This window comes from Rhodococcus sp. DK176 (assembly GCF_038447315.2).
Taxonomy (GTDB): Bacteria; Actinomycetota; Actinomycetes; order Mycobacteriales; family Mycobacteriaceae; genus Rhodococcus_F; species Rhodococcus_F jostii_A.
This window is the reverse complement of record NZ_CP118321.2, coordinates 392,632-407,669: the sequence shown is the minus strand read 5'-3', so window position 1 is coordinate 407,669 and position 15,038 is coordinate 392,632. Positions and strand designations below refer to the sequence as shown.

The 15,038-nt window shown below is 64.6% G+C and carries 13 protein-coding genes and 1 pseudogene; 7 read left to right on the top strand and 7 right to left on the bottom strand.

The genetic code is table 11. The features are described 5' to 3' along the window. Window positions 1-13: 13 nt before the first annotated feature. The 4 genes from PSR88_RS01775 (at window position 14) to PSR88_RS01760 (ending at window position 5,418) form a co-directional block, all read left to right on the top strand. Window positions 14-1,447, top strand: coding sequence for an MFS transporter (locus PSR88_RS01775; RefSeq protein ID WP_016881031.1), 1,434 nt, complete (start codon window positions 14-16; stop codon window positions 1,445-1,447). A gap of 192 nt (window positions 1,448-1,639) precedes the next feature. Beyond that, window positions 1,640-3,157, top strand: a complete 1,518-nt coding sequence (locus tag PSR88_RS01770) for a class I adenylate-forming enzyme family protein (RefSeq protein ID WP_011593640.1) — start codon at window positions 1,640-1,642, stop codon at window positions 3,155-3,157. A gap of 34 nt (window positions 3,158-3,191) precedes the next feature. Further along, window positions 3,192-4,034 carry an enoyl-CoA hydratase-related protein gene (locus PSR88_RS01765; RefSeq protein WP_016881032.1) on the top strand — a complete coding sequence of 281 codons (843 nt, stop codon included), beginning with the start codon at window positions 3,192-3,194 and terminating at the stop codon, window positions 4,032-4,034. Between the two features lie 484 nt (window positions 4,035-4,518). After that, the gene (locus PSR88_RS01760; protein WP_016881033.1) at window positions 4,519-5,418 is read left to right on the top strand and encodes an alpha/beta fold hydrolase; all 900 of its coding nucleotides are present in this window, start codon (window positions 4,519-4,521) and stop codon (window positions 5,416-5,418) included. Window positions 5,419-5,655: 237 nt separating this feature from the next. On the opposite strand, the gene PSR88_RS01755 is transcribed toward PSR88_RS01760, so the two are convergent. After that, window positions 5,656-5,982, bottom strand: a complete 327-nt coding sequence (locus PSR88_RS01755; protein WP_016881034.1) for a hypothetical protein — start codon at window positions 5,980-5,982, stop codon at window positions 5,656-5,658. Window positions 5,983-6,750: 768 nt separating this feature from the next. Between PSR88_RS01755 and PSR88_RS01750 the strand changes: the two genes are divergently transcribed. Continuing rightward, window positions 6,751-6,894, top strand: coding sequence for a hypothetical protein (locus tag PSR88_RS01750; RefSeq protein ID WP_342338036.1), 144 nt, complete (start codon window positions 6,751-6,753; stop codon window positions 6,892-6,894). Window positions 6,895-6,999: 105 nt separating this feature from the next. On the opposite strand, the gene zigA is transcribed toward PSR88_RS01750, so the two are convergent. From zigA to PSR88_RS01725, 5 genes are all read right to left on the bottom strand, one after another. Continuing rightward, complete coding sequence (gene zigA / locus PSR88_RS01745) at window positions 7,000-8,226, bottom strand: zinc metallochaperone GTPase ZigA (RefSeq protein WP_016881036.1); 1,227 nt, start codon at window positions 8,224-8,226, stop codon at window positions 7,000-7,002. A gap of 112 nt (window positions 8,227-8,338) precedes the next feature. Then, entirely contained in the window at window positions 8,339-8,977 is a 639-nt protein-coding gene (gene nthB / locus PSR88_RS01740) for a nitrile hydratase subunit beta (protein WP_009472917.1), read from the bottom strand. A gap of 25 nt (window positions 8,978-9,002) precedes the next feature. Then, window positions 9,003-9,626: a nitrile hydratase subunit alpha gene (gene nthA / locus PSR88_RS01735; RefSeq protein ID WP_009472916.1), complete on the bottom strand. Its 624-nt coding sequence runs from the start codon at window positions 9,624-9,626 to the stop codon at window positions 9,003-9,005. Between the two features lie 72 nt (window positions 9,627-9,698). Next, window positions 9,699-11,258 carry an amidase gene (locus tag PSR88_RS01730; protein WP_016881037.1) on the bottom strand — a complete coding sequence of 520 codons (1,560 nt, stop codon included), beginning with the start codon at window positions 11,256-11,258 and terminating at the stop codon, window positions 9,699-9,701. Next, window positions 11,258-12,331: a phenylacetaldoxime dehydratase family protein gene (locus tag PSR88_RS01725; RefSeq protein ID WP_029538362.1), complete on the bottom strand. Its 1,074-nt coding sequence runs from the start codon at window positions 12,329-12,331 to the stop codon at window positions 11,258-11,260. Before PSR88_RS01725 ends, PSR88_RS01730 begins: the two co-directional genes overlap by 1 nt. 786 nt (window positions 12,332-13,117) lie before the next feature. Here PSR88_RS01725 and PSR88_RS01720 point away from each other — a divergent pair. Continuing rightward, window positions 13,118-14,164: a helix-turn-helix domain-containing protein gene (locus PSR88_RS01720; protein WP_029538363.1), complete on the top strand. Its 1,047-nt coding sequence runs from the start codon at window positions 13,118-13,120 to the stop codon at window positions 14,162-14,164. 94 nt (window positions 14,165-14,258) lie between these two features. On the opposite strand, the gene PSR88_RS01715 is transcribed toward PSR88_RS01720, so the two are convergent. Continuing rightward, window positions 14,259-14,798 carry a citrate/2-methylcitrate synthase gene (locus PSR88_RS01715; RefSeq protein WP_411755661.1) on the bottom strand — a complete coding sequence of 180 codons (540 nt, stop codon included), beginning with the start codon at window positions 14,796-14,798 and terminating at the stop codon, window positions 14,259-14,261. On the opposite strand from PSR88_RS01715, the pseudogene PSR88_RS01710 reads away from it, so the two are divergent. Then, a pseudogene (locus tag PSR88_RS01710) lies at window positions 14,760-15,024 on the top strand (AMP-dependent synthetase); the annotation flags it as partial. The gene PSR88_RS01715 and the pseudogene PSR88_RS01710 overlap by 39 nt on opposite strands. Between the last annotated feature and the right edge of the window lie 14 nt (window positions 15,025-15,038).

Below are 15,038 nucleotides of genomic sequence, written 5' to 3'. Positions count from 1 at the left end.
ACGAGGAGATGCCGTGACCCAGGCACCTGATAGGGCCCACCTCGCCGCCCCCGAGTCGGCATGTAGATCGGCGCTGCTGGTCCCGGCGCTCTGCTTCGTCGTGATGATCACGTCGATGATGCAGACCGCCGTGGTACCGCTCCTGCCGGTAATTGCGGTGCAGCTCGACGTGGGCACGGACGCTGTCGGTTGGACAGTGACAGCGAATCTCCTTGCAGCCGCAGTGTGTACACCGCTGCTGGGTCACCTCGCCGATCGGCATGGTCCGCGGAGGGTGATGCTCGCCGTGCTGGGCGCGGTACTGATCGGCTCGGTGCTGTGTGTCGCGTGGAATGGGTTGCCGGCACTCATCGCCGGTCGAGTTCTGCAGGGTATGTCGTACGCGTTGTTCCCCGTCGGGGTCGCGGTAGTGCGGGGCGCACTGGGGCCGCACCGTGTCCCGATGGCGCTCGGCGTCATGTCGGGGGCGTTGAGTGTCGGCGGTGGTGTGGGAATGATCGCGGCCGGACTGATGTTCACCGAGGGGTCCGACTATCGACGTGTCTTCTGGATGCTGTTGATACTCACGACGACAGCAATGGTCGTCGGGTGGCGCGTTATTCCGCGTACCCCGGGGTCGGGACCGCGCGGCGGCTTCGACTTCTGGGGTGCGATCGGGCTCGCGATCGGCCTGCCCGGACTGCTGTTGGCATTGACGCAAGGTGGAACGTGGGGATGGCTGTCGGTGCGGACCATCGGTTGCACCGTCACCGGCGCGCTCGTGCTTGCCGGCTGGTACCGGCACGAACGGAGGGCCACTGCACCGCTGGTGGCTCCGGCACTTCTGACGGCGCGGTTGGTGGCTCCGGCGCATGTCGCAGCCTTCCTCGTGGGAGTCGCGATGTTCGTGCAGTTCCTGGCCATCGCAACGTTCGTGCAGATCTCCCGAGGGGAAGCGGGATACGGCTTCGATGCGTCGGTACTCGAGACCAGTCTGGTGTACCTGCTGCCCGGACAGCTTGCCGGTACGGCTGCGGCGGCCGTCAGTGGACTCGTAGTCCGACGGTTCCCCGCCCACACGGTGCTGACCGCAGCATGCGCCGTCGGTGTGTGCGGATTCGTGATGCTGATATTTGCGCATGACTACACGTGGCAGGTGATTACGGCGGTTGCGGTGATCAATGTCTTCGTCATAGTCGCCTACGGTGCGTTGCCGTCGATGCTCATCGGCAGCAGTCCTCCGGGGAGCACAGGGGCGGTGAACGGCATCAACGCGATCGCCCGGACATTCGGAAGTTCACTGGCCAGTGCCTTGGTTGCGGTGTTGCTCGCGACCATCACGATCCCGGGCACCTCGACGCCCACAGAACAGGCGTACATCGTGGTGTTCACAGTCGGGGGAGCGGCCGCATGCGCGGCGGGGCTCGTTGCTGTCACAGCGCGCCGTGTTGCAAAATACAAGACTTGATTGACGTCTCAAATTGGACCATATAGCGTGGATCGCACGGCGTACGAGCCAGGCTTCCCTGGTCCGATCCGCGCTGAAAACATCTGTCGTCAAATGCGATTCGGCCCGCGCCCTGTGTCATGCACCCCACATGCCCGGTAGGACCCGGTAGAACGACATCGCACATGCGCGACTCACGAAAGGTAAGGACGAATGGCTGCCACCGTCGGCTCGGCATTGCATTGGTGGGCGAAGACCAAGGGAGAGCAGGACGCGCTCACCGTGGCGGGTGAAACCCTCACATACCGCGAACTCCAGGACTGGTCCAGTCGTATCGCCCGGAAGATCGTGGACCTCGAAATCCAACCGGGTCAACGAGTCGGCGTGCTAGGCCCGAATTCGCTGACGTGGCCGGTGATCGCACTGGGCGTCCTCAAGGCCGGCGGCGTACTGATCCCGCTCAACCCACGGTTCAAGCCGGCGGAGCTCCGCAAGGTTGTCGACGACGCCGGCGCCGTCCTGGTCGTCATGCCAAACGAGTTCGCGCAGACGGTCGACGCGGCGCGCGAACTGGGTCGCACCTTCGACACGCTCTCATTCGACGAGCTCGCGCCCCTACGCGCGGGAGAACAGGACGACTTCCGCATCGATCTCGAACCCGACGAACCGACCGCCCTCCTCTTCACGAGTGGCTCCACCGGAATGTCCAAGGGTGTGATCTGCACGAACCGGACGTTGCTCAATATCGTCTTCGAGGCGTCACTCACCGAGGAAGGCTTCCGGCCCGGGTCCACATCACTGCTGGTGTTGCCATTGGTTTTCACCCCCGGCCTGGTATGGGGGCTGGTCATGACAACGGTGCTCGGCGGAAAGCTGATCATCGAGAAGGAGTTCGATCCGGGCCGCGCGGCTCAGCTTCTCGGCGAACACCATGTCCAGGCCATCTTCGGTGTGCCGTTGATCTTCGAGGCGATCTCGCGTTCACCCGAGTTCGCGGACGCCGACCTGTCCTCCTTGCGCACCGCGATCGTCGGCGGCGCCGCGGTCGCTCCGGCACTGTTGCAGCGCTGGGCGGACAAGGGCGTCGCACTGCGACAGATCTACGGCATGACCGAGGCCGGCGGTGTCGCCACCGCCACCCTCGTCGCCGAAGCCTTCGACCACCCCGACACGTGTGGATACGGCTCGATCTTCACCGAAGTGAAGGTGGTCCGTCCGGACGGCACCGATGCCGCTCCCGGTGAAGAGGGCGAAATCCTCCTGCGCGGTCCGGGCGTCACCCCCGGCTACTGGAACGACGCCGAGTCGACGACGGCAGCCTTGCAGAACAACTGGCTGCACAGCGGCGACCTCGGCACCCTCGACGACGAAGGACGCGTCAAGTTCGTCGACCGGCTCAAAGACCTCATCATCACCGGCGGCATCAATATCTCGCCGGTCGAGATCGAGCGGGTCATCTCGGAGATTCCCGGTGTCGAGGAAGTCGCTGTCATCGCAGCCGCTGACGAGCGCTTCGGCGAAACCCCGGCGGCGATCGTCACGGTGAAGGATGGCGTCGATGCAGCGGCAATCATCGAACACTGCGACCGGCTCGTGGCCGACTACAAGGTTCCGCGCTACGTGGTGATCCGGGACGAGCCGCTGCCGCGGCTCCCCAGTGGCAAGCTCTCGAAGACGGCGATCCGATCCGAATACCGGGACGTGGCTGAACGATTCGACAAGGTCCGTTGAACCGAACCGGCGGGGAACTCAGGAAGGAGTCATCGTGCCGGAAACCGGTACCCACGATGCAATAATACTCGAGCGGCACGGGGAGATCGCGGTTGTGCGATTGAACCGTCCCCACCAGCTCAATGCGTTCACCAACGCAATGTGCTATCGGCTCATCGAAATCTTCGACGAGACCGACGCAGACGACGAGGTCCGTGCGGTAGTCATCACCGGAACGGGACGGGCCTTCTGTGCGGGAGCCGATCTCGCAGCCGGCGGCGACACCTTCGTGCGGGATGACGACCCGGAGACCGGAGGCGCACCGGCCGACACGGGCGGTCAGGTCTCGCTGAGAATCTACCGTTCCCTCAAGCCGGTAATCGCCGCGATCAACGGACCGGCCGCGGGTGTCGGCGTCACCATGACCCTGCCGGCCGATATTCGCATCGCGTCGGAAACCGCGAAGTTCGGGTTCGTGTTCACGCGTCGCGGACTGGTCCCCGAGGCCTGCTCGACCTGGTTCCTTCCGCGGGCCGTCGGTATCTCGACGGCCGTCGAGTGGACAGTGGGTGGCAAGATGGTCTCGGCAGTCGAAGCGCTCGAACGAGGACTCGTCCGTGAACTCGTACCCGCCGATCAAGTGCTCGAGCGGGCACTCGACATCGCGCGGGAACTCGTCTCCGGTACCTCACCGGTGTCGGCAGCTCTGACCCGACAGCTGATGTGGCGGATGCTTGGTGCGTCCGACCCTGAGGTAGCACATCGGGCCGAGTCGATCGGCATCTACGTCCGCGGCACCGCGGACGACGTGCGTGAAGGTGTCGACGCATTTCTCGAGAAGCGCGAGCCGAAGTTCCCGAACCGGGTTACGGATGGATTGCCGAACCTGTTCGAGTAGTGCATCGGTAATCATCAGCCCTCCGGACTTCGACACTGTCCCTCGGCGTAATCGCACGATCCGTTCAGTGATCTCGTCGGGGCTGCCGGCGAAGACCATGCCCCCGTGTGGTGGCGGCTCCACGGGCGCAGCCGCCGCCACCGGATGGGTGGCGGCACCGGTGCCACTTCCTCCTGACGCATGGTCACCTCCACACGATCGTCTGTCTACAGAATCGAAAAGTGGGGTCGTCCCCTCTGCCTCTTCGGGGCATCACGGCAGGAGGGTGAATTCGCGGTGAGCACCGCATCGGGGAGCGCGAGATTGATCTGGCGAGTCGACCCATCGACCGGGGTCGGCCAAACTCAGCGACACCGACGCAGTCGGCTGAACCAGGTTCAACCTGTCTTGATACGACATGCAACGGGTGCCCGGTGAATCATTGTTCACCCCGTAGTGCAACATGATAAAGAATGCTCAGCTCGACAATGTTGGTGAGGAACCCATGGATCCCGTAGTCACACAGTCCGAACTCCGCGGTGCCGGTGTCACGCTCGCTGCCGACCGGTGGGATCCGCCGTCCCAGGAGACCGGCGGATCGGGTGTCGACAGGAAAGGCGTGGTGCTGTTGCTGCACGGCGGCGGGCAGACCCGGCATTCCTGGCGAAACACCGGGCGCAGCCTCGCGGCGGACGGGTGGTCCGCCATCGCGGTGGACGCACGCGGGCATGGGGACAGTCAGTGGGCGCCGGACGGGGACTACGGCATCGATGCACTGGTTGCCGACCTCACGTCGGTCGTCGCGGAGTTGGGGGAGAAGCCGGTACTCGTCGGTGCCTCGATGGGCGGGATGACGTCGTTGATCGGGCAGGGGGAGAACCCGGAGCTCGCTCGCGGTCTGGTCTTGGTTGATATCGCACCGAAGGTCGAAACCAGCGGCACCGCGGAGATCATGGCGTTCATGCGCAGTGGCCTCGAGGGTTTCGCGAGCCTCGACGAGGCTGCGGCGGCGATCGCGGCGTATACCCCGAACCGGGTGCGTAAGCCCAACCCGGACGGGTTGCGTAAGAACCTGCGTCTGCGTGATGGCCGCTGGTTCTGGCATTGGGATCCGGCGTTCCTGCGCCAGGGCGACGAACCGACTCGTCAGGCGGATTCGATCGTGCGGTACGAACGCGCACGGAAGGCCGCGGCTGCGGTCGCGGTTCCCACGATGCTGGTGCGTGGCAAGGAGTCGAAAGTGGTCAGCGAGGAAGGCGCCAAGGAGCTGCTCGAGCTGATTCCGTCCGCGAAGCTGATCGACGTGACCGGGGCCGGGCATATGGTCGCCGGCGACGACAACGATGTCTTCAGTGGCGGATTGACGGGATTTCTCGACGAAGACGTTATCGCAGCGCGTTACTGACGCGGTTGAGGCTCGGTTGCAGCGGCGACCGGATTCGGCTCCGAAACCGGTCGCCGTCCGACCGAGCCCGTCCGTAGGCGATCAGAGTGGGTCATGATCGTCAATGCTGCACTGTCGAAACATTTCTCGAATCCGACGAGCGTCGTGATCGCCGCTCAGGGCAGGATGGGGCGTGGGCGGCCGAACCGCAGCAGACCCTCGGATGGCGACCAAAAATGAAGCCGCCATGTTCGCGGCTCACAGGTGTGCAAGCATGGGGAACAGGGCGATCGCGGAGACGGTGATCCCCGCGGCGCCGGCAACGACGCCCAGCAGGGCCCGCAACGATGCCGCCTCGTCGTCTGCTACCGCGGACCGCGAGGTGGCGACGGCGCCGCAGATCACCGCGGCCACCCCCAAGAGGAAGCCGAGTCCGACCACCCAGAACGACGCCACGGACAGCGCCCCGAGGGCGATCGACACGGCGGGCAACCGCGACCCGCGCTGTTTCCGTATCCCGGTGTCGTCGAGGGCGGAACACATGTGGTCGTCGGCACCGGAGCTGTCGGGGACGGCGGCGGTCATGATCCTCCTTCTCACGCTTGACGAGTCGGGTCGACGGGGCACATAGGATTGACGAGACCGGAAGCGTCTTCAAGACTGTTCGGGCACACGGGAACGGTGTTGTCGAAGCCATTTCGGTGGTCGAGGGTTGCGACTCGGTCGAGGGTTTCCGCTTGTGACGAAGACCCCAAAAGAAATTTAGCACTCGTATCGTGGGAGTGCTAACTCTTTTTGCTAAGTAATTTCATGTCCCTATGCCGGCCGCTGAAGTGCATCGACCGCCGGACTCCATGGCCGTGGACATTCGCCGAGGTCCGAAGGGCGGACGTTGCTGGCCCGCTTGTCGAGCGAAGGCTCGTTGTTGCCTGGGGGCCGAGGTGGTTCCCGCGATGTCGGTGAGCGCGAATGCTGATCCATGTCGGCACGGCATGGTGGGGCGCATGTTGCGGACCGGCTGAGGGGGTGCAGTATCGGCGAGAGGGCATCCGTGTCGAGTCCGTCCGGCCCGTCTGCCGTGCCACGGGCGGTACGCGGTACACATGTGGCACAAAGGGGAGGCGGTGGACATGCTCGTCGACCGTGATCGGCCCCGCGACTCGATCCATGCCTTGTCGGATCCGATCTCGTCGAGCTGCTGGTCGAGGAGTTCTCTCGCCGCCCGTCCCTGCGTCCGGTCCGGGACGATGTGACGGCGCTGCTGTCGATGAGCCCCGCGCTGGCACGTCAGAGGAGCGTGCGGTCGCCAACCCGGCCGCCGCGGCGGTGTCCTGCACGCGGGTCGTCGCGTCCGTGCTGAACTCGATCGTCGAGCAGCACGAGATGCTCGACTCCACCGCCGTCAGCCGTGTCCTGGGGAAGGCGGCCACCAGCCGCAACACCGCCAGCCGGGACGCGGCGCTCCTCGAAACCACCGCGTCCTCACCCCTTCGCTGATCGCGCAGCGATGCGAGGTTGATCTGGCCCGATCACCGGCAGCAGCACGTGGGGGCTATGAAGATTCGCGAGGTGGTTGCGTAGTAACCCGAGGTGGCGTCGGGGTCAGACGGGGTTTGTTCGGGCAACGGTGCTGATGACCTGGTCGGTCTGGCCGTCGCCGAGTGGGTCGGGCCATGCTGTCCAGGTGTCGGGGCCGAGTTCGATCTCGGCGGTGGTCAGCAGACAAGCGTCGAGTCGGTGGCGCAGTGTGTCGGGGTCGATTCCTTGGCCGATGAAGACCAGTTCCTGACGGCAGTCACCAACTGGTTCTTCCCATTTGTCGAGAATTCCCGCACGGCGGTAGTCGTCCTCAGGCCAGTAGGTTTCGGGCAGGAACTTCCACCAACGTCCGACGTAGCCGTGTCGGATCAGGTGGCCGGCCTGGGAAATGCTGCCGATCTCGGTGAATCGGCTTGCATTCCAGTAATAGCCTTTGGCGCGCAGGAGACGCCCGTTGGCCCATTCGCTGGTGAGGAACTGGTGCAGCCGCCCGGGGTGGAAGGGGGCACGTTCACGGTAGACGACGGAACTGATTCCGTATTCCTCGGTCTCGGGGGTGTGTTCCCCCCGGAGTTCTTGGAGCCATCCGGGTGCCTGGGCGGCCTTCTCCAACGAGAACAAGCCGGTGTCCAAGATGGTGTCGAGGGGGATCTGGCCGTGGGACGTCGACTGTATGCGGGCAGTGGGGTTGAGTGAGCGCAGGACTGCGGTCAGTTCGGTCAGGTGATCCGACGTGACGAGGTCGGCTTTGCTGACCAAGATGACATCGGCGAATTCGATCTGATCGACCAGCAGGTCGGAGATGTCGCGTTCGTCGTCGGGTGCGTCGGCCTCGATGCGACCGCCCGTCTGGTAGTCGTGGAGGAAGCTGTGGGCGTCGACGACGGTCACCATGGTGTCCAGGCGGGCGATATCTGCCAGAGCGTGTCCGTCGGTGTCGATGAAGGTGAACGTTTCAGCGACCGGTAGCGGCTCGGAGATGCCGGACGATTCGATCAGGAGGTAGTCGAATCGTCCATCGGCGGCCAATGCACTGATTTCCGCGAGTAGGTCCTCGCGCAGGGTGCAGCAGATACAGCCGTTGGTCATCTCGACGAGTTTCTCTTGTGAGCGGCTCAGTGAGATCTCCCGTTCGACTTCGGCGCTGTCGATGTTGATCTCGCTCATGTCGTTGACGATGACGGCCACCCGCCGTCCCTCCCGGTTGCGCAGGACCTGGTTGAGGAGGGTGGTTTTTCCTGCACCCAGAAATCCTGACAGCACGGTCACGGGAAGTCGTGTGTCGGCCATGTTTGGAGTCCTTCCGAGGGGTCGGGGAGATCCCGGCTATGGGGCGTGGGCGGGTAACGCGCACTCGGGTTGCGTACCCGCCCACGCCGTTGGTGACAGTGCGGGCAGCGGGTCAGGCTGCCGGTTCGAGGTACCCCTCGAACAGGTCGACTACGACGCTGCCGGCGTCGGTGTCGTCTCCGAACAGGTCCTCGGCCGCGAACTCGACGTGGTAGGTCGGTTCCTCCCCGGCGTCAGCGCGGCCGTGGCCGATGGCGTCGGGGAACGGCCATGTCTCGCCGGTGCGGTGGGTGACGGTACCGACCCTGCCGCGGCAGTAGGCGGGCATCCGGATATGACCGGCAACGTATTCGTCGCGGACCCGGACACGCTGCCCGACCTCGAAAGTGATCGTGTCGGTGCGGGCAGGACGTCCCTCCGACTCGGCCGGCCGGGACAGGGGGAACGGGCCCCCGGCGAGGACTTCGAGCTCGTCGTGGGTGAGGATTCCCTTCTCGACCATGAGGGTGGCAACGCCGATGACGTACCTCTCGTAATAGGGCGTCATCATGTAGTGGCGCGGTTCCATCCGTTCGACGACGTGGCGGACCTCGTCGACACTGAATGCACCCAGGTCCGCCGCTCCGAGGAAGAGCAGGCTGTAGGGGAGGTGTTCCCACTCGGCGTGGAAGGTGGGGCCGATGTCGGCGTCGACGGTGTGGGGCACCTTGCCGAATCCTTGAACACCGGCGAGATCGTGTACTCCATCCATGGGGCTATCTCCTTTGGTTGGTGGTTCAGTTGGCCGAGACCTGCGGGACTGCGACCCCGATCAGGCAGTCCTTGGTCACGATCTGCTGCAGTTGTTCTCGGCTCCAGCCTTCGGTGCCGGCCGGCCGTTGGGGGAGCACGATGTAGCGGGTCTCGGCGGTGGTGTCGTACACACGGATCTCGACATTCTCCGGGATGTCGGTTCCCATCTCCGACAGCACTTTTCGAGGTTCACGGACGACGCGGGCACGGTACTCGAAGCTCTTGTACCAGGTCGGCGGCAACCCGAGGATGGGCCACGCGGTGCACGAGCACAGGGAGCATACGATGACGTTCTTGAGGGTGGGGGTGTCTTCGAGCGCCACGATGTATTCGCCCTGCGGTCCCAGATATCCGTACTGGTCCACGGCCGCGGTGCCGTCGGTGAGGAGCAGGTCGCGGAATTCCGGGTCGGTCCAGGCTCGCGCGACGAGTTCGGCGCCGCGTTTCGGGCTGAAGTCCTCCTCGAAGGTCTTCTTCCACCCTTCGGTGTAACCCTCTGGGACCAGGCCCTTTCCGTCGAGCGCACGGAACAGGGCCCACGCGCGATCCGACGCCGGCGCTTGAGCTGGTGCCGCGTTGTCTGGTGTGTGTTCGATCGTTGCCGACATTGTTTCCACTTTCTGTAGGGGCTGATACTTGTGAAGTGGTGGTGTGAGTGGCCGGGCAGGACGCGCCTTGTCTCAGGCGAGACTCAGACGTGCACTGGTAGCCGGTTGGCCGGATGCCGTGGGGAAGGCGCCGCGGATCTGTTCGAATGCGTGGCCGGCACGTAAGACCGTGGCGTCGTCGAATCGCTTCCCGATGACCATCATTCCGACGGGAAGACCGTTCACCAGACCTGCCGGCACTGACAGGGCCGGATGGCCGGTGACATCGAATGGGGCGGTATTCGCGATCATTCCGAGGGCTTTGGTGACATAGGTGACTCGGTCCACATCCTGCGCCGGAAGTTCGGAGGCAACGTAGGGCAGAGTCGGCATGACCAGGACGTCGTAGTTCTCCAGCGCCGCATCGTAGGCGGCGCGAGCGCGCGGTACCAGGTTGCGGGCCTTGCCGTAGCTCGATCCGCCCAACGCGGTGACACCGTGATGGCCGCACAAGGCGACGAGTTTGACGGTTTCGGACAGGGCATCAGCGTGCTGGATGCGGTGCTGCGCAAAGTACGCCATCAGTTCGGGGTCGTAGAGGCCGTCTGCGTTGAGGCCGTAGCCGTTGCCGTCGAGCATCTGATAGGCGCCGCCGTCGGTGGCGATCACGTTCCACACGTGGAACGCGTGCAGATGCCACGGAATGCTCACCTCGTCGACCACGCCGCCAGCCTCGGTGAAGCGGTGTGCGGCCGCGCGGACCGCATCATCGACCTCCGGCTGTGAGTTCGCGTGCCCGAATCCCTGACTCACGACGCCGACCCGCAGGCCGTCGATCCAAGTGTCGAGGGTCGAGACATAGTCATCCACCACGAGGTTGTCCGGTTGGCGGGGATCGTGGCCGTCACGGCCGGCGATCACCGACAGAAGCAGGGCGGCGTCTTCGACCGTGCGGGTAATGGGCCCGAGATGATCGATCGTGCGCTCGATGGGGAAGGCGCCGGTGTAGGGGACCAGCCCGAACGTGGGCTTGTGGCCGACAACGCCGCAGAATGCGGCCGGAATGCGGATCGACCCACCCTGATCGCCGCCGATCGCGAAATCGACATCGCCGGCTGCGACGAGGGCGGCGCTGCCTCCGGAGGATCCACCGGCCTCGCGGTCAGGGTCCCACGGGTTGCGCACCGCACCGGTGGCCGGGGTGAAGCTCGAACCGGAAAAGCACAGATCCTCACACACCGCCTTGCCCGCCACCGTGGCGCCGGCATCGATCAGTCGGGTGACCACGGTTGCATCACGGGTGGGAACGAACCCCTCCAGCGATCGCGATCCGTTCATCATGGGCACGCCGGCGACGGTCACGTTGTCTTTGATCGCCACCCGCCGGCCGGTCAGAGGCCCACCCGTCGCGGTCGAGATACTTGTGGTTACATACCATGCGCCCAAGGGATTGTCGCTCGCATCGGGTGTCGCATGATCGCGGGAGGGTGCCGAGAAACTCTCGTCCGCATACAGGTCGTCGACCACATCGTACGAACCGAGCGCGCCGTCGACCAGGCCTGCGAACTCCTGCCGAGTCGCAGCGTCGAAATATAGTCCGTAATGATCTGCGGCAGAACCGATTGCATCGTCGTTCGGTCGGATGACTGTCATCAGGTGGTGCTCCTCACGTGCTTGACCGATTGGGCGTCGCGCATCATGCCGGTCTGGGGGTGGCAGTTGATGTACTCGTACAGCTGATCGCAGGCGTCGAACACCGAGACCTCGTGATAGAGCCGAAGTTTTGACAGGCCGGCGGCGACGCGGAAGAAGGTGGTGAAGATTCGCAGATGGGTCGGATGCGATTCTGCCCAGCGCTCGAGTTTGTCGAGCGAACCCCAATGGCCGATGTTGTAGCTCAGATCGAGATAGTTCCCTTCCAGATCGATGTTGCGCACGAACCTGTTGCTGTAGCAGCCCACCGACTCGCCGTTGTCGCGAAGAAAATCCATGCCCTGCTGCAAGGTCGGGAGGATTTCCTCGAGATACAGGGCGCGTTCTTCGGATTCGGCATCCTTCCAATCCTGGCCGGACCGAATCAGCGCGATATTGTCGTGGCCTTGTACCACGACACGGCCACCGGCAGCGGGATCGCCGCTGATCACCCGCAGGTCGCCCGAGGGCTGCATCCAGTCATTCTGGGAGATCGGGAAACGTTCGCGCATCGAACCCCAGTACCCGTGTTCGTTGATCTCGCCGCTGATCCCGTCCATGACAGCGCCGACACCGGGGAGGTGGTCCTGAAAGGCGTAGAGCGTTTCGAATTGCTCGGCACGTGGGGCAACGATCTCGCGGAAGTAGCCAAGTCCCTCGGACAGTCGTTCATCTGATGCCCACCAGTCGGCGACGGCAGAGCCTTGAATCCAACGAGTGTGGGCAGCAAGGTCTTTCCAGTATCCTACGACAATCAGATTCTCGTAGCCCTGATTGTCCGCATGATGGGTCAGGTCGTGGTGCAACGGGCCGTCGTCGAGATCGAAGCCGGCAACGATGTCGCGCATGGCCGCAAGCGCGGCCGGGCGTTGCTCGTCGCCGCGGAACTGCACGCCGAGATACGCCATGACCACCTGCTGTAGGCGTTCGTCAGCACGTCCCACCCACATGGGGAAAGGGGGTTGGTAGTCGTCGGGCACACGCCGAGTCAGGCTCCGCGGACAAGTGAGATGGTCGCCGATTGCAGATTCCATGAAGACTCCTCATTCATGAGTTGGGGCTTGCCGAGAACGTTCGGCAACTCGGTTGGTAGTCGAAGCTACCGTGTTGTCCCGGTGTGGATTTGACTGCGAGCGACAGGTAGTTCGACGATCAGCGACGCTCGGCGCAAGAACTTGTGGTCACTGCCGGGAGAGCTGTGGCGCCGAAATCCTCGGCGCACACGCGCTCGTCGTGTGTACCCGCCATATGCGCGTGGAGTGCCACCGACCGTCGGTAGGCTCGTGCCGTCGCGATTTTGTTGACACCGCCCCTCAGGTCGGCCGGCCAACGGTGGGGGCGAGTCAGCAGTCGGAGAAGTGCAATGACAGCGTCGAGCAGCAGGAGCGGCATGCTACGTCGCTCCGCGAAGAGCAATTACTCGGTGGGGGTCCACAGAGCGGCGAACGGCGGCGACTTCCATAGTTTGTCCTTCTGTGTACATCGACGATCCGCTAGCGGCCGGGACGAGGAATCGTCAATCGGACCAGGAGGTCCCGTGAGCCATCCGGGTCTTTCCGGCGTACTCGAACCGTAGGAGCTTCCGAGGCGTGATGTTTGACGCTCAGCGACTACCCCCTTTGCACTCCGCGACATCGTCACCGCGGGGGGCGGAACCACTGGCGCCGGAATTCGCAGGGTTCGCGAATCACGCCCCGACACGTATGCGGCTTTGTCACGGGTGGGAAATCGTGTTTCTTCCGCGTAAATAGGCGAGCGCGCGTTGACATGCGGTTTCCCCGCTCATAGCGTTGGGTTCACGCGAGGAGAGGGAGCTGTTCATGACGTCGTTGCCACCGCCTGATGGCGACCTCGTGCATGGGGACGGCTCGGATTGCCGGCCCGCGAACACGCCGGTGCTGCAACCGTCACTGTCGCGCGCCGGGTCGACACCTCAGCAGCGCCGCGAGGTGGTTCGGACCACCGCGCTCGGCACCTGGATCGACACGATCCGCGACACCTTCGTCGCGCTGGATATCGATCCCGCCGAGCCCACGCACTTCACCGGCGCGGTCCACACCCGGCATTTCGCGCACCTGATGGCTGCCGACGTCACCGCGACATCGCAATCCTTCCGCCGAACGGCGAGGCTTGCCGACCGCCACCCACTCGATTTGATGCAGATCGGCATGGTGGTCGCGGGTGAGGGTCAGCTCATCCAGGACGGACGTACCTGCATTCTCGGCCCGGGTGATTTCGCCCTCTACGAGACCTCACGACCCTTTACCTGGAACCTGCATCCGGACTGGCACCTGCGCGTGTTCACCTGGCCGCGCGCCTCGGTGTCGCTCACCGAGAGCCAGTCACAGCAGTTGACAGCGCGAACCGTCAGCTCCACTTCCCCTGTGGGACAGTTACTGTCACCAATGTTGTCCAGGCTCCTCGTCGCCGACGGGGAGGTCTCCTCCGGAGGCGCGATCGGGCTCGCCGGCGGTTTGGCCGACCTGGCCATCACCGCGGCGCAGGAGGAATGTCAGCCCGACGATCCAGATGCCGCCATGCGGGAGTTGTACGCGCACATGGTGCAGTACATCGGACAGCACCTCGACGACCCGGACCTGTCCCCGTCCGGGATCGCGAAGGCTTTCTTCGTCTCCACCAGAACCGTCCACAGAGTGTTCGCGCGCTTCGACGCAACCGCTGCTGCCACGATTCGCGAACACCGACTCGAGGCCTGCCGCCAAGCGATGGTGTCCCCACGCAACATCCCCCGATCCCTGACCGACATCGCAGCCCAGTTCGGGTTCATCGATCTGTCCGTCTTCAGCAGAGCATTCACAGCGACCTACGGCATCAGTCCGAGCCGCTACCGCGAGCAGCACCGATGATCGAGGCCCGTAGGCCCATCCGCCGCCAGTAGGCGCCCGCCCGCGGACGGCGTCTTGCGCGGCTCTGCGTCGCGTTTCTCAACGGTGTCGACCTCTACGTCGAGGCGATCTGGTCCCAGCCGTCGACGGATTCGGGGGTGCGGGGCGCGGGTCCGGTGTAGATGGCGGCGGGGCGGACGAGCTTGCCGAGACGTTTCTGTTCGAGGATGTGGGCGCACCGGCCGGCGGTGCGGCCGCAGGTGAACATCGCGGGCATCATGTGCGCGGGGACCTCGGCGAAGTCGAGGATGACCGCGGCCCAGAATTCGACGTTGGTTTCGATGGCCCGGTCGGGGCGGCGCTCGCGCAGTTCGGCGAGGGCGGCCTGTTCGAGGGCGGCGGCGGCCTCGTAGCGGGGGGCGTTCAGGCGTTTCGCGGTGGCGCGCAGCACCCGGGCGCGGGGGTCTTCGGCGCGGTAGACGCGGTGCCCGAAGCCCATCAGCTTTTCTTTGCGGTCGAGGATGCCCTTGACCAGGGCGCGGGCGTCGCCGGACTTCTCGGTGTCCTCGATCATCGGCAGGACGCGGGCAGGGGCGCCGTGCTTCCCCCGGGATAGGTTGGCGAGGTCGTCGTTCGCGGCGCCAACGTGATGCACGGCTCTGTGGCGTCCGGAGGAGACAGACCGGACCATCGTCGACGGCTGGCTCCACACGGGCGACGTCGGCCGACTCGACGAGGACGGGTACCTCACCCTCGTCGACCGCATCAAGGACATGATCATCCGCGGCGGCGAGAACAGCTACCCCAAGTAGATCGAGAACGCACTCACCACCCACGACGGAGTCCTCGAGGCGGCCGTCGTCGGAGCGCCCCACGAGGTTGAATAGCCGATGTC

Excerpts from the sequence above, each read along its gene's own strand:
- nthB (WP_009472917.1), bottom strand. The coding sequence starts at position 8,977 with ATGGATGGAGTACACGATCTCGCCGGTGTTCAAGGATTCGGCAAGGTG.
- nthA (WP_009472916.1), bottom strand. The coding sequence starts at position 9,626 with ATGTCGGCAACGATCGAACACACACCAGACAACGCGGCACCAGCTCAA.
- PSR88_RS01725 (WP_029538362.1), bottom strand. The coding sequence starts at position 12,331 with ATGGAATCTGCAATCGGCGACCATCTCACTTGTCCGCGGAGCCTGACT.
- PSR88_RS01755 (WP_016881034.1), bottom strand. The coding sequence starts at position 5,982 with ATGACCGCCGCCGTCCCCGACAGCTCCGGTGCCGACGACCACATGTGT.
- PSR88_RS01760 (WP_016881033.1), top strand. The coding sequence starts at position 4,519 with ATGGATCCCGTAGTCACACAGTCCGAACTCCGCGGTGCCGGTGTCACG.
- PSR88_RS01730 (WP_016881037.1), bottom strand. The coding sequence starts at position 11,258 with ATGACAGTCATCCGACCGAACGACGATGCAATCGGTTCTGCCGCAGAT.
- PSR88_RS01720 (WP_029538363.1), top strand. The coding sequence starts at position 13,118 with ATGACGTCGTTGCCACCGCCTGATGGCGACCTCGTGCATGGGGACGGC.
- PSR88_RS01770 (WP_011593640.1), top strand. The coding sequence starts at position 1,640 with ATGGCTGCCACCGTCGGCTCGGCATTGCATTGGTGGGCGAAGACCAAG.
- zigA (WP_016881036.1), bottom strand. The coding sequence starts at position 8,226 with ATGGCCGACACACGACTTCCCGTGACCGTGCTGTCAGGATTTCTGGGT.